Consider the following 13,566-nt stretch of genomic DNA (forward strand, 5'->3'; position numbering starts at 1 on the left):
AATTCTCCGTAGGATGATATACTAAGTGAGCGTTGAGGGGTTAGACCAAAACGCACAACAGAATATCATGCAGGTATGGCGGAATTGGCAGACGCGTATGGTTCAGGTCCATATGGGGGCAACTCCTTGCAGGTTCAACTCCTGTTACCTGCACCACGGAATTTCCGGGTGGCAGCGCATCTCACAGTGTGGGGTGCGCTGCTTTTTTTGCTAAATAATAAGGGGGAAGGCAATGGGGACGGTTCTGTGCCTTTGGGACCCGGAGAGCATAACTGCACACATGGAGTGGATAGGAGCAAACTCTTTAAACTAAACAGCCTCCAATGCGGATTGGTACTTTACAAAGTGGTGATTTTCATGTACAATGGGGTACAGGTATAATTTGGCGTAAGCCAGAAAGCGGAGGAATGGGCTCATGCACTCTGTATGTGGGTTGGACTGTGAGCAGTGCCAGCTAAAGGATACTTGTAAGGGCTGTGTGGAAACAGGGGGCCGGCCTTTTGAGGGGGGCGGACAGTATCCCTTGGCAGCCTGCTGTTTTAGCCAGGGCCACCAGCATTGCGATGCCTGGGGCCAGCCGGCCTGCCAGTTGAAGGCCCGGTTGATAGCGGAGTTCAACGCCCTGGGTATACCGGATATGCCCAAGGTGACGGGGTTGAATACGCTGCCGGGATCCTACATCAACCAGGTATACCCCCTACCCAATGGGGAAACGGTGCGGTTTTGGAAGGACGAAAAGATTTACCTGGGCAACCAGTTGGAGAAAATCGGCGGTGGGCGATGCTACGGCATTGTGGCGGACGAAAACTACCTGCTTGTTTGTGAGTACGGCGAGAATGGCGCGGACCCGGAGATCGTAATTTTTAAGAAACGGAGCGTGGTATGAATGGCCTTGCAGTACAAACGGATTTTGCTCAAACTCAGCGGCGAGGCATTGGCCGGAAAGGCTGGGCACGGAATCGACTTTGACACGGTGATGGACATCTGCCAGCCGGTGAAAGAACTGGTGGATAAAGGGGCGCAGGTAGCCATTGTGGTAGGCGGTGGCAATTTTTGGCGTGGCCGCAGCAGCGGTAGCATGGATCGCACTCGGGCCGATCATATGGGGATGCTGGCAACGGTCATTAACGCATTGGGTGTGGCCGACGGCTTGGAGCAGATGGGGCTTTCCGTGCGGGTGCAGACGGCCATCGCTATGCAGGAACTGGCTGAGCCCTACATCCGTAACCGGGCAGTGCGGCACCTGGAAAAGGGGCGGGTAGTGGTGTTTGGCTGTGGTACAGGAAATCCCTTCTTTTCTACCGACACTGGCGCGGCCTTGCGGGCAGCGGAGATTGAGGCTGATATCATCCTAAAGGCTACCATGGTGGACGGCGTATATGACAGCGACCCCAAAAAGAACCCCCATGCAAAGCGCTACGACAAGCTGACTTTCATGGAGGTAATTAAGGATAACCTGGCGGTAATGGACATGACAGCCGCCACATTCTGCAAGGAGCGTGGGATTCCCTGGCTGGTCTTTAGCATGGAAGACCCCCATAACATCGTGCGTGCCGCCTGCGGCGAGGCTGTGGGGACGCTGGTGGTGTGAGGGTTGTCTGCGATGTTTCAGGCCGCCTCCGGCGGCTCAAGGAACTTTTTGGGAAAAGTTCCTTGAGAATCTTCAAAAACTTTTCAGCCGCCATGGGACGTTTGTTTTAGATACAGTTGCTTGCCCGACCAACAGGGAATGGATATCATAAAGGGATGGTTATGTTTTCCTTTTCGGAGCGGATCGTAAGACCGGTTGGTTATAGGGAACTTTTTTCAATTACAGCAGTGTAAAAGTTGTGTTTGTGTTAGCTGATGATTACTTTTTGAGTATAGCAAGCTGAGAGATTATATTGTTAGAAAGTATAGTTTATATGTACTTGCTCAAATATAGCAAGTACAATTTAGCGTGTATCATGCCGAAAAGCCTGCGGGCGCAGCGCCCATGAAAGTTTTTGGGCGTTCATAGAACCCTTTTTACAAAAAGGGCTCTATGTGGGGGTCTGGGGCAAAGCTCCAGCCGCCAGAGGAGGCCAAGGGGTAGTGATACAAACCAATATTTCAAAGAAAGGAAAGTTTAACATGGCAGAGATGAAGGATGTATTTGACAAAGCAGAAGGCAAAATGAAGAAAGCGGTTGGGCACTTGCAAGAGGAGTATGCGGCCATACGGGCAGGGCGGGCTAACCCCGCGGTGCTGGATAAGATACTGGTGAACTACTATGACACGCCTACGCCTATCAACCAGTTGGCGGCGGTAGCGGTAAGCGAGGCCCGGGTGCTGACCATACAGCCCTGGGATGCCTCGGTGCTGAAGATGATCGAGAAAGCCATACAGACCTCTGACTTGGGGGTGAACCCTCAGAACGACGGCAAATTGATTAGGCTTATCTTCCCGCCGCTGAACGAGGAGCGCCGCCGGGAGTTGGTGAAGGAAACCAGCAAGCTGGCCGAGGAGGCCAAGGTAGCGGTGCGGTCTATCCGCCGGGACGCCATTGAAAAGCTGAAAGGCATGAAAAAAAACGCAGAGATTACCGAGGACGACTTGAAACAGGCGGAAAAGAAAATGCAGGATTTAACGGACAAGTACGTGAAGAATGTAGACGCTTGCTCCGCGGACAAGGAGAAGGAGATTTTGGAGATTTAACAGGGAGGTGTGCCAAATGCCTGAGCAAAAGCTGCCACCCCCAGCCCACGTGGGTATTATCATGGACGGCAACGGGCGCTGGGCCAAAAAGCACTTTCAGCCCCGCAGCATGGGCCACCGGGCCGGGGCTCAGAACTTTCGCACCATTACCCGGTACGCTGCTAAAATTGGGGTAAAGGTGTTGACAGTCTATGCCTTTTCCACCGAGAACTGGTCCCGGCCCGCCGAGGAGGTAGGGGCCCTGATGGGGCTGTTCAAGGACTACTTGCGGGAGGCCCTGCAAGACTTTATGGACGAGAACATCCGGGTACGTTTTGTGGGGGACGTGGGAGCCTTTACCCCGGATTTGCAGGCCCTGATTGCCGAGGTGGAGGAGGCTAGCGCCCCCAAGACCGGTATGGTGCTGAACCTTGCCATGAACTACGGAGGCCGGGCGGAGATCCTGCGGGCAGCTAAGCTTTTTTCAGAGGCGGTGGCCGCGAGGGAGCACCGGCCGGAGGATTTGGACGAGGCATTGTTTGACAGTTACCTGTATACTGCGGGCCAACCGTCCCCGGATCTGATTATCCGGCCCAGTGGGGAGCAGCGGATATCCAACTTCTTGCTATGGCAGTGTGCCTATGCGGAGTTCGTCTACTTCGACATCCTTTGGCCGGACTTTAAGCCCCAGGACCTGGATCGGGCTATAGCGATTTACCATTCCCGCCAGCGGCGGTTTGGCGGGGTGTAACCAGAAAGGGCCTGTGGGCCCATTACTGTGCAAAAGGAGGGGACGCCTATGAAACAGCGCGTTCTGTCCGGCGTCGTGTTGACGCTGTTTGCGGCGGCCATTGTGGTTTTCGACCAGATCTTCCCTTTGGCGTTGAATATAGCCGTGGCGCTGATCTCCGCGGCTGCGGTGGAAGAGCTGGCCAGGGCCTTGGAGTTGCAGCGTAAGTGGTTTTTGTATATGCCGTCTTTGGCCGCGGCTGCGGTTGTGCCTTTTTGTAAAGACGATTTCCTGTTCTTGGCCTATGCCATTTATACGCTGGTGCTGTTTGCAGCCATGATTGTGTACCACCACGAAACCACCTTTAAGGAGGTGGGGGTGCTATACAGCATGGTGGTGCTGATCCCTTGCGCATTGAACTCGCTGGTGGCCGTGCGGGAGCTGAACCGGGGACACGGGATGTTCTATGTGTTGATAGCGGTGCTGGCGGCCTGGGTGGCAGATATGGGGGCCTATTTTGCAGGCACCCTGTTTGGGCGGCATAAACTGTGCCCGGAGATCAGCCCGAAAAAGACCATAGAGGGGGCTATTGGCGGCACGGTGGCTGATGTGGCAGTGATGCTGCTATGTGGGCTGTGGTTCTCCATGGGGTTTTACCGGGGTGAGGTACAGGTGAATTACCTGGCCCTGTTCCTTATCGGCTTTTTTGGATCCTGGATATCCATTTTGGGTGACTTGAGTTTTTCACTGATTAAGCGTAGCTGCCATATCAAGGACTTCGGCCAGGTGATACCAGGGCATGGGGGCATTCTGGACAGGTTCGACAGCGTCATATTCACTGCGCCCTTTGTGTATCTATTAGTTAGCTTTCTACCGTTGGCAGGGGTGTAGGTGAATACTGTGGAGATCAAAATAAAACCGCTGCGGCCGGGGATGGCGGGGGAGTTCTTCCGTTACTTTGAGGAAGCTGTTTTCCCGCCCGGTGATCTCAGGGCAAACTGTTACTGTTTGGAGAGCCATTTGGCAGACGAGCAACGCTACCAAGAGGTTTTTGAGCGGCGGATGGTGGCAAAAGCATTGATCGACAGCGGAAAGATGACCGGCTACCTGCTTTATGATGGGGATCGCCCGGTAGGTTGGTGCAATGCGGGGAAAAAGGCAGCGTTCCGACCCCTTGTGGAGGATCCGGCCTATTTTACTACCAGGCCGGAGGATATTGGTATCCTGTACTGCCTGGATATTGCAGAAGGCTGGCAGGGCAAGGGGCTGGCCAGCCTTGCTGTTTCCCGTTTTTTGGAGGATGCTAGAGCCAGCGGGTATCGGTTTGTAGAGGGGTACCCCTTTACCAAGCGGGACTACCCTTGGCAGTATCACGGCCCGGTACGGCTTTACGAGAAACTGGGGTTTACCCTGTTCAGGGAACAACCGGGATTCTACATTTACAGGAAAGAGTTGTGAGCGGCAGGGTATTGGCGCCGCCGGAAGGGAGAATGGCCATATGGAAAGCAGGCAACTTTCATTGCTGGGATCGACCGGCTCTATCGGTGTGCAGACGCTGGAAGTGTTGCGGGGTCTTTATGCCGGCGGAACCTGCCCTTACCAGGTAGCGGTATTGGCGGCCCACTCAAACGTAAAACTGTTGGAACAGCAGGTCCGGGAGTTCCACCCCCAGGCCGTGGCCCTGTTTGAGCCGGCGGCGGCCAAGGATTTTCGGGAACGTACGCGGGATATGGGGATTCCTGTGCTCACCGGCATGGAGGGGCTGTGCGAAACCGCAGCCTGGGAGGGTGCAGACCTGACCTTGAACGCGGTGGTGGGCATGGTGGGGTTGCGGCCTACGTTGGCGGCCATTGCGGCGAAAAAAGACGTAGCCCTTGCCAATAAAGAAACGCTGGTGGCAGGCGGCCGGCTGGTCATGGACGCGGCCCGGCGCAACGAGGTGGAAATTTTGCCGGTGGACAGCGAGCATTCGGCTATTTTTCAGTGCCTGCGGGGGAATCATAACAAACAGGTGAAACGCCTGTTGCTGACGGCCTCCGGGGGGCCGTTTTTTGGCCGTAGCCCAGCGGAGCTGGAACAGGTGACCCCAGCGCAGGCCCTGCGGCATCCAAACTGGTCTATGGGGGCAAAAGTAACCATTGACTCCGCCACCCTGATGAACAAGGGGCTGGAGGTGATGGAGGCCCGCTGGCTGTTTGATATGCCCCCGGAAAAGATACAGGTGGTGGTACACCCGGAGAGTATCATACACTCTATGGTAGAGTATGCCGACGGTGCGGTCATGGCCCAGCTTGGCGTGCCGGATATGCGCCTGCCCATCCAGTACGCGTTAACGTACCCGGAACGCCTACCGTCACCGGTAGAGGAATTGGATTTATTCCAAACAGGCACCTTGGGTTTTTACCCACCGGATAGGGAGGCGTTCCCTTGCCTGGGCATTGCCGCAGAGGCATTGCGCCGTGGCGGCCTGGCCCCCACAGCAGTGAATGCGGCGAACGAACGGGCGGTGGCGGCATTTTTGGAAGGGAAGATACCCTTTACCGGGATAGCCACTTTGGTGGCCGGGGCGATGGAGCGCCAGCCTGCCGGTGATGCCTGTAGCCTGGAGGCGGTGCTAGAGGCCGACCGTGTGGCCCGGGATTATGTAGACCAGAGGCTGAACGGTTAAACCGATGGGCCGGGCCTATGCTGCTGGAAAAAGGAAACGTTTATTTCGAGTTTTAGACAAACCAGGGCACCGGCGTTGCTGCCCTTATGGCAAAAACCACAGGACACACCGAAGTTTTTGAATGAAGTCCCTTAAGCCGCCAAAGGCAACTTTTAGGCGCATACACCATCAGTAAGAACAGGAGTTGATACCATGCAGGTAGCTTTGTTGATCATAATAGGTGTGCTTTTGTTTGGGTTCGTGATATTCTTCCACGAGCTAGGGCATTTCCTTATGGCAAAGCTGGGGGGCATCCGGGTAAACGAGTTTGCTTTGGGTATGGGGCCAAGGCTGTGGGGGTTCCGCCGGGGGGAAACGGAATACGCCCTGCGGTTGCTGCCTATTGGCGGGTTTTGCGCTATGGAAGGCGAGGACGAAGAGAGTGGCGATGAGCGGGCTTTTGGCAACAAGCCGGTGTGGAAACGTGTATTGGTTGTAGTGGCCGGCGGGGTGTTTAACATTGTGCTGGGGTTGGTGCTGATGGTTGCGGTGCTGGCCCCCCAGGAAATCTTTGCGACCACTACCATTTCCCAGTTTACAGAGGGCGCTGCCACGGCTGCGGCCGGGGCGCAGGTGGGGGATAAAATCGTAGAGATAGACGGTTACGCCATTTATACGGACCGGGATATGAGTTTTGCCCTGGCCCTGGCTGACCCCGCTGCCATGCATATGGTGGTAGAGCGGAATGGCCAGCGGGTGGATCTGGGAACTTTTGCCATGCATACCCAGAACCTGGACGGCAAAGAGGTGGTGGCGCTGGATTTCTATGTACAGCCGGAACAGCGCACGGTAGCGGGGGTGTTGGGCCGCGCAGGGGCCGATACCTTCTCCATGGCCCGGATGGTAGTTGAAAGCTTGAAAGGGCTGCTGACAGGGCGGTTTGGGCTTAACGAGGTGGCCGGGCCGGTGGGGACGGCCCAGGCTATCTCCCAGGCGGCAGGGGCCGGGCTGGCCCAGGGGTTCGGCCAGGCATTAAGCAACCTGGTGATCATGATGATCATGATCACCGTCAACCTGGGTATCATTAACCTGTTGCCTTTGCCGGCCTTGGACGGCGGGCGGCTGCTGTTTCTGATATGGGAAGGGCTGACCCGCAAGCCTGTACCGGCCAAGTATGAGGGCTATGTCCACGCGGCAGGCTTTGTGCTGCTGATTGGGCTGATGGTGTTGATCACATTCCATGATGTGTGGCGGATCGTGACAGGATAAAGTATAAGGTGGGAAAGCCGGCCTGTTGGGGCCGGCATTGACCAACCAGGCAAAGTGTGAAAAGCTGACCACCCTACGGGCAAGCCTGTAGGAAACGTCAGCTTTTCATGTCACAGTAAAGGATTAAGCAGATATCCAGGCGCTGGGAAAGGAGAATGGAAAAATGGAGAGAAGAAAATCCAGGCAGATTGTAGCAGGCAGCGTAAAGATTGGAGGGGGCGCGGAAATACCGGTGCAGTCCATGCTGAGCGTGCCCTCGGCGGACATTGCGGGGAGCGTAGCCCAGGCCAGGGCATTGGAGGCGGCCGGATGCCAGTTGCTGCGGATCGCTATACCTGATAGGGAGGCGGTAAGGCGGCTGATCCCGGCGGTAAAGGAGGCTGTCCGTATCCCCGTGGTGGCGGACATCCATTTTGACTATAAGCTGGCGCTGGAGTCGGCGGAGGCGGGCATTGATAAGATACGCATTAACCCAGGCAATATCGGCAGCGACAGCCGGGTAAAGGCTGTGGCCGATGCCTGCCGCCAGCGGGGCATACCCATCCGGGTGGGAGTAAATGACGGCTCGCTGGAAAAGCATATCCTGGCAAAATATGGGCATCCCACCCCGGAGGCGCTGGCGGATAGCGCGCTGTACCATGCGTCGCTGCTGGAGAAGTTTGATTTTACGGACATTGTGCTATCCATGAAAGCCTCGTCTGTAGAGAGAACCATGCAGGCGTACCAGATCGTGGCACAGCGGTGCGATTACCCGCTGCATTTGGGCATTACCCACGCGGGCACAGCGCGTATGGGGCTTGTCAAGTCGGCAATCGGCATTGGCGGGCTCTTGCAGCAGGGGATCGGTGACACCTTACGGGTTTCCTTGACAGCGGACCCGGTGGAAGAGGTGCGGGCCGGGGGGGATATCCTCCGGGCATTGGGGTTGCGCCGGGGTGTAAAGTTGATTGCCTGCCCCACCTGTGGGCGTACGCGAATCGACCTGATTCCCCTGGCAAACCAGGTGGAGGCGGCGCTGGCGGGCTGCCAGAAGGATATTACCGTGGCAGTGATGGGCTGCGCGGTCAACGGTCCGGGGGAAGCCAGGGAGGCGGACGTGGGCATCGCCGGAGGTAAAGGCGAGGGGCTGATCTTCCGCAAAGGGGAAATTTTGCGCAAAGTGCCGGAGGCCCGGCTGCTGGACGAATTGTTGGCAGAGGTTGCCCGGCTGTAAGGCCGGGCCAGAAATATGGAGGGAGGGGATTGCTTGAAACAGGTCATTACCATTCAGCATTGCCAGTCAGAACACCATGTTAACGGGATGATGGGCAGTTGGAATGACTGGGAACTGACAGAGATGGGCCGGGAGCAGGCCCGGCGGCTGGGAGAACGGCTGGGGGCGGAATTGGCGGGACAGACGGTGAAGATCTATTCCTCCGACCTCAAACGTGCCGCGCAGACTGCTGCTCCCCTGGCCAGAAAGTTGGGCGTGGCGGTGGAGTACCGCCAGGAATTGCGGGAGCGGAGCCACGGCCCCGAAAGCATAGGGAAAACATCCCAGTGGTTCGCAGCCCGTATGGGGCGGGATAGGTACATAGATGACCGCCCCATGCCCGGCAGCGAAACCCGCCGGGAGTTGTATCAGCGGCTGGAGCCTCTCTGCCGGGAGGTGCTGGCGTGCCCAGAGGATACGGTGGTGCTGGTGTCCCACGGCGGGACGCTAATGGTGTGGAATACCTTGTGGCTGGGCTTGCCTCCTGAGGCAATGGACCATTGTTCCCTGCGTGGCAGGTCGGGCGGGATAGGTAGGTTTGATATTTACGACGGCTGGAGCAGGCGCATCACCTGCTTGGGGGACCTTACTTATATCCAGGGCTGAAACGAAAGGAGTATGTAAATGGGCACGATTGGCGAGATGTTTCAAAAAGAGTGTAAAGGCGAACACCTGCCGGATGCCCTATGGGAGGGGATGATCCAGCAGATCAGGGTGAACCGGGGAGAGAAGATGGCCAAGATTACGGCAGAGTTCCCCCAATTTGTAGAGTATGGGGATTTACAGCGACTGGCCAGGCTGATACAGGAACCGGGCCTGCACCGGGTGATGATAGAACCGCAGTTTCCACGGGAAAGCTTTGGCCCGGAACGGCTAACATCCCTGGCCGCGGCCTTGAAGGAGCAGGATGCCAGCCTTAACGGCAGCCTCAACGGGGCAACGGCCCAGTTAGAAAACGGTGTGCTGACAGTTACCCTGCTGCATGGAGGCTACGAGCGCCTGCAGGCCCATGACACCGCAGGGAAAATGCAGGCATTGATCAGCCAATGGTTTGGTGCAGATTGTCAGGTGCGTTTTACCGGCAGGCTGGCGGTAAAAGCCGGGGAGAGTTCATTGGTAGAGCGTACCCATCACCAGGAGGAAAAGCGCCAGAGGGAGGTTGCTATGCGGGAAATGGAACAGTACGAGGCGGCAATGGCCGATGAGGCCGCCAAACGGAAAATTGAAGTGCGGGAGGGCAACAGCCTGCGGCCGGGTATCGTGTTGGAAACGGCCCGCCCGGTATTGGGCCCGGTGCCCAGAAACCAACCTTTGCCCGTGAGCCAACTGAACGTGGAACTGGGCAGCACCGTAGTGTGGGGGGAAATCTTTGACCTGGAGAGTAAGGACACCAGGGATAAGTCGAAGAAAATCTACTCAATCGACATAACGGACTACACAGGGTCTACAACTTTGAAGATTATCCAGGACGCCAGCCAGTGCAAAGAACTGGATAAACTGAAAAAAGGGCAGTCCCTGCTGGTGCGGGGAGCCTTGGAATACGATAAGTATGACCGGGAGAACGTGCTACGCCCCCGGTCCATTGCCACGGTGGAACAGGTGCAGGTAGTGGACAACGCCTTGGAAAAGCGGGTGGAACTGCACTTACATACCAATATGTCGGATATGGACGGCATTACCCCTGCCGGCGACCTGGTGTGGCAGGCCCATAAATGGGGGCAGAAAGCCGTTGCCATTACAGACCACGGGGTGGCCCAGGCATTTCCTGAGGCTATGTTGGCTGAAGAGGCCATCCGCAAAGAATCCCCGGACTTCAAGGTGATTTACGGTACCGAGGCATACTTTGTCAACGACCTGGTGCCCGCCACCGTAGGGGAGTGTGCCCGGAACCTGGATGGGGAGTTCATCTGTTTTGATTTGGAAACCACAGGGCTCTCCCCCAAAAAGGAGCGCATTACGGAGATTGGTGCGGTGCGGGTACGGGACGGCCGGATATTGGACAGGTTCGACACCTTTGTGAATCCGGGGATACCCATTCCTCCCAAAATCACCGAACTTACCGGCATTACCGACCAGATGGTGGCAGATGCTCCCAGCGAGGAGGTGGCCCTGCTGATGTTCCGGGAATTCTGCGGTGAGGATCCGGTACTGGTGGCCCACAACGCTGGATTTGACATGAGTTTTTTAAAAGCTGCCGCGGCCCGTTACGATCAGGCACTCTCCTGGGCCTATATTGACACAGTGCCCATGTGCCGCTCCCTGCTCAAAGATGTGAAGGACTGCAAGCTGGATACGGTGGCCAAATACCTGCATCTGGGCAACTTTAACCATCACCGGGCAGACGATGACGCGGCCATGCTGGCTAATATCTTCTTGGATCTGGCCCGCCGCCTGAAAGAGGACAGGGGCGCTGTTACGGTGGCAGACATCAACCAGGCCCTGGCCGGCGGGGACCCCAAAAAGCTGCGGCCCTATCACATGATTATCCTGGTAAAGAACAACACCGGGCTTAAGAACCTGTACCGGCTGATTTCCGCGGCCCATCTGGAGTACTTCTACCGCAGTCCCCGCACCCCCAAAAGCCTGCTGGACAAGCACCGGGAGGGGCTGATCATCGGCAGTGCCTGTGAGGCCGGGGAACTGTTCCGGGCTATGATAGCCGGGGAGAGTTTTGAGCAGCTCTGCCAAATAGCCGCATACTATGACTATTTAGAGGTACAGCCCATTGGCAACAATATGTTTATGGTAAGAAATGGCGACACCGACGAAGAGGGGTTACGGGAGTACAACCGTACCATCGTGAAGATTGGGGAAAAGCTGGGCAAGCCGGTGGTGGCTACCGGCGACGTACACTTTAAGGACCCCAAGGATGCGGATTTCCGGAGGGTGATCATGAAAAACTTTGACGACGGTGACGAACAGGCCCCGCTGTATATGCGCACCACGGCAGAGATGCTGAAAGAGTTCGAATACCTTGGTAAGGAAAAAGCCTTTGAAGTGGTGGTAACAAACCCCAACAAAATTGCTGATATGGTAGAGCATATCCGGCCGGTGCCCATGGGCACTTTCCCGCCCTTTATTGAGGGGGCGCAGGAGCAGTTGGTAGAGATCACCTGGCGGCGGGCTAAGGAGCGTTACGGTGATCCCCTGCCGGAGATCGTAGAGGCCAGGCTCAACAAGGAACTGAACTCTATCATCAAGCACGGGTTTTCTGTGCTGTACATGACCGCCCAAAAGCTGGTGGCCAACAGCGAGGAGCACGGCTACCTGGTAGGATCCAGGGGCTCGGTAGGTTCTTCTTTTGTGGCAAGTATGTCGGGCATCTCAGAGGTAAACCCCCTAAGCCCCCACTACATCTGCCCTAAGTGCAGGCACAGCGAGTTTATCACCGACGGCAGCTATGATTCCGGTTTCGACCTGCCCCCCAAAAATTGCCCGGAATGCGGCACGCCTATGGATCGGGACGGGCATACCATCCCCTTTGAAACCTTTCTGGGCTTTGATGGGGACAAGGTGCCGGATATTGACCTGAACTTCTCGGACGAATATCAGGAGGGCGCCCACCGCTATACGGAGGTTCTGTTTGGCCGGGACAATGTATTTAAGGCGGGTACCATTGCCACGGTGGCGGAAAAGACGGCCTATGGCTATGTGAAAAGCTACTGCGAGACTCGCGGGCGCGTGCTGCATAAGGCGGAAGAAAAGCGGCTGGCCTTGGGCTGCACAGGTGTGCGGCGTACCACAGGCCAGCATCCCGGCGGTATGATCGTCATTCCCAGAGGGATGGAGGTCTACGATTTCTGCCCGGTACAGTACCCGGCCAATAAGGCGGAGTCCAACAATATTACAACCCACTTTGACTTCCACTCCATCCATGACAATGTGTGCAAGTTGGATGAGCTGGGCCATAAGGTACCTACGGTTTACCACTACCTGGAGGAGTATACCGGCATCCCGGTGATGAATGTTTCTATGAGCGACCCGGATGTGATGAGCCTGTTTAAGTCCCCGGCGGCACTGGGGATTGCCCCGGAGGATATTGAGGGGGTAAAGACCGGCACCCTGTCCCTGCCGGAGTTGGGAACCAACTTTGTGCGGGGGATGCTGGAGGAGTGCAAACCTGACCGTTTCTCGGACTTTTTGCAGATATCCGGCCTGTCCCACGGCACGGATGTGTGGCTGGGCAATGCCCAGGAGTTGATCCGCAACGGCACTTGTACCATTTCGGAGGTTATCGGCACCCGGGATCAGATCATGGTTTACCTGATGAACAAAGGGCTGGAGCCGAAGATGGCCTTTAAGATCATGGAAATCGTGCGAAAGGGCAAAGCGGGCAAACTGCTGACCCAGGAGCATATCGCCGCTATGAAGGAGCACAATGTGCCCCAGTGGTATATAGACTCCTGCTTTAAAATTAAGTATATGTTCCCCAAGGCCCACGCGGCGGCGTATATGATTGCGGCCTTACGGTTGGGCTGGTATAAGGTGCACAGACCGGTGGCGTTTTACGCGGCCTACTTTACAGTGTATACCGACGGCTTTGACGGGGCTATAGCCCTCAGTGGGCAGGACGCGGTGCTGCGCCGGATGCGGGATTTGGATATGAAACTGAAAAACCGCGAGGCCAGCGACAACGAAGCAAAGGAATTTGAATGTTTGCAGATTGTCAATGAGATGATGGCCCGGCACATCGAGATACTAAATGTAGACCTGTATAAGTCCGCGGCCAGCCAGTTTTTGGTGGAAGAAGAGAAAATCCGCCTGCCCTTCTCCTGCCTGAAAGGTGTGGGCGAGGCGGCAGCGGTAGATTTGGCCAAAGCACGGGAGAGTGGGGGCGAGTATATCTCCATAGACGACCTCCAGAGCCGGGCAAGGGTGTCCAACGCGGTGATCGATACTCTGCGGGCAGTAGGCGCGCTACAGGGCCTGCCGGAAAGCAGCCAGACAACCTTGTTTTAGAAACTGTTTTTAGCGGGTGGAAACCGCGCCAAAGAAGTCTATGGGGGATTGGCG

At 56.4% G+C, this 13,566-nt stretch carries 11 protein-coding genes and 1 tRNA gene; all 12 read left to right on the forward strand.

The genetic code is table 11. The annotated features are described in order from the left end of the window. Positions 1 to 69 precede the first annotated feature (69 nt). The 12 genes from U8U01_RS02450 to U8U01_RS02505 all read left to right on the forward strand — a co-directional run bounded on the left by U8U01_RS02450 (position 70) and on the right by U8U01_RS02505 (position 13,512). Positions 70 to 156 (forward strand) — tRNA-Leu (locus U8U01_RS02450). Positions 157 to 415: 259 nt separating this feature from the next. After that, positions 416 to 886 (forward strand): DUF3795 domain-containing protein, encoded by a 471-nt coding sequence (locus tag U8U01_RS02455; RefSeq protein ID WP_322169915.1) that lies wholly within the window; start codon positions 416 to 418, stop codon positions 884 to 886. Then, positions 887 to 1,591, forward strand: coding sequence for a UMP kinase (pyrH, locus tag U8U01_RS02460; protein ID WP_322169918.1), 705 nt, complete (start codon positions 887 to 889; stop codon positions 1,589 to 1,591). A 530-nt stretch (positions 1,592 to 2,121) separates the two neighbouring features. Beyond that, positions 2,122 to 2,676 (forward strand): ribosome recycling factor, encoded by a 555-nt coding sequence (gene frr, locus U8U01_RS02465; RefSeq protein ID WP_322170345.1) that lies wholly within the window; start codon positions 2,122 to 2,124, stop codon positions 2,674 to 2,676. 16 nt (positions 2,677 to 2,692) lie between these two features. Next, the gene (gene uppS / locus U8U01_RS02470) at positions 2,693 to 3,406 is read left to right on the forward strand and encodes an undecaprenyl pyrophosphate synthase (protein WP_322169921.1); all 714 of its coding nucleotides are present in this window, start codon (positions 2,693 to 2,695) and stop codon (positions 3,404 to 3,406) included. A 48-nt stretch (positions 3,407 to 3,454) separates the two neighbouring features. Continuing rightward, a complete protein-coding gene (locus U8U01_RS02475) occupies positions 3,455 to 4,276 on the forward strand; it encodes a phosphatidate cytidylyltransferase (RefSeq protein ID WP_322169923.1) in 822 nt (273 codons plus the stop codon). Positions 4,277 to 4,285: 9 nt separating this feature from the next. Beyond that, the gene (locus U8U01_RS02480) at positions 4,286 to 4,843 is read left to right on the forward strand and encodes a GNAT family N-acetyltransferase (RefSeq protein ID WP_322169926.1); all 558 of its coding nucleotides are present in this window, start codon (positions 4,286 to 4,288) and stop codon (positions 4,841 to 4,843) included. Positions 4,844 to 4,883: 40 nt separating this feature from the next. Continuing rightward, positions 4,884 to 6,053, forward strand: coding sequence for a 1-deoxy-D-xylulose-5-phosphate reductoisomerase (locus U8U01_RS02485; protein WP_322169929.1), 1,170 nt, complete (start codon positions 4,884 to 4,886; stop codon positions 6,051 to 6,053). Between the two features lie 192 nt (positions 6,054 to 6,245). Beyond that, complete coding sequence (locus U8U01_RS02490) at positions 6,246 to 7,301, forward strand: M50 family metallopeptidase (protein ID WP_322169932.1); 1,056 nt, start codon at positions 6,246 to 6,248, stop codon at positions 7,299 to 7,301. A 163-nt stretch (positions 7,302 to 7,464) separates the two neighbouring features. Next, positions 7,465 to 8,514 (forward strand): flavodoxin-dependent (E)-4-hydroxy-3-methylbut-2-enyl-diphosphate synthase, encoded by a 1,050-nt coding sequence (gene ispG / locus U8U01_RS02495; RefSeq protein ID WP_322169934.1) that lies wholly within the window; start codon positions 7,465 to 7,467, stop codon positions 8,512 to 8,514. 33 nt (positions 8,515 to 8,547) lie between these two features. Further along, positions 8,548 to 9,159 carry a histidine phosphatase family protein gene (locus U8U01_RS02500; RefSeq protein ID WP_322169936.1) on the forward strand — a complete coding sequence of 204 codons (612 nt, stop codon included), beginning with the start codon at positions 8,548 to 8,550 and terminating at the stop codon, positions 9,157 to 9,159. Between the two features lie 18 nt (positions 9,160 to 9,177). Further along, entirely contained in the window at positions 9,178 to 13,512 is a 4,335-nt protein-coding gene (locus tag U8U01_RS02505; RefSeq protein WP_322169939.1) for a PolC-type DNA polymerase III, read from the forward strand. The last annotated feature ends 54 nt before the right edge of the window (positions 13,513 to 13,566 follow it).

The sequence above is a fragment of the Acutalibacter caecimuris genome (genome assembly GCF_034335085.1).
GTDB lineage: Bacteria > Bacillota > Clostridia > Oscillospirales > Acutalibacteraceae > Acutalibacter > Acutalibacter caecimuris.